Here is a 601-nt window from a genome sequence, read left to right as displayed (position 1 = left end):
CAGGTGAAGTTGCCGACTGGCTATTACAGCGAATGGGGCGGCGCGTTCGAGAACCAGCAGCGGGCGTTGAAGCGATTGTCGCTGATCGTGCCGGCGACGATTTTCTTCATCTTTGTCTTGCTCTACACCGCGTTCAACTCGGTGAAGCACGCCACGCTGATCTTGGCCAACGTGCCGTTTGCCACCATCGGCGGCATCGTCGGCTTGGCGATCACCGGGCAATACCTGTCGGTACCCTCGGCCATCGGCTTCATCGCGGTGTTCGGCGTGGCGATGTTGAACGGCATCGTGCTGGTGAGTTTCTTGAACGAACAACGTGAGAAAGGCTTGCCTGTGCGCGAGGCAGTGATCCGCGGTACGGCCCTGCGCATGCGCCCGGTGATGATGACCGCGAGCGTAGCGATCCTGGGCCTGGTGCCGATGCTGCTCTCCAGTGGCGTGGGTGCGGAAACCCAGCGCCCGCTCGCCACCGTGGTGGTCGGTGGTCTGATCACCTCGACCTTGCTGACGCTGGTGCTGCTGCCGGTGCTCTACGACTGGATCGAAGAACGCGCCGCCCGGCGCCTCGCCAAGGAGAAGACCCCATGAAAGAAGTGAAGGC

General features: G+C 62.4%; 1 protein-coding gene. It reads left to right on the top strand.

Annotated elements, in window-relative coordinates; translation table 11 throughout:
• A partial coding sequence (locus AB7849_RS19520) for an efflux RND transporter permease subunit (protein ID WP_369501572.1) occupies window positions 1-588 on the top strand: 588 nt, incomplete at its 5' end.
• Between the last annotated feature and the right edge of the window lie 13 nt (window positions 589-601).

This window comes from Rhodanobacter sp. FW021-MT20 (assembly GCF_041107475.1).
Taxonomy (GTDB): domain Bacteria; phylum Pseudomonadota; class Gammaproteobacteria; order Xanthomonadales; family Rhodanobacteraceae; genus Rhodanobacter_A; species Rhodanobacter_A glycinis.
This window is presented reverse-complemented; position numbering and strand designations above follow the sequence as displayed.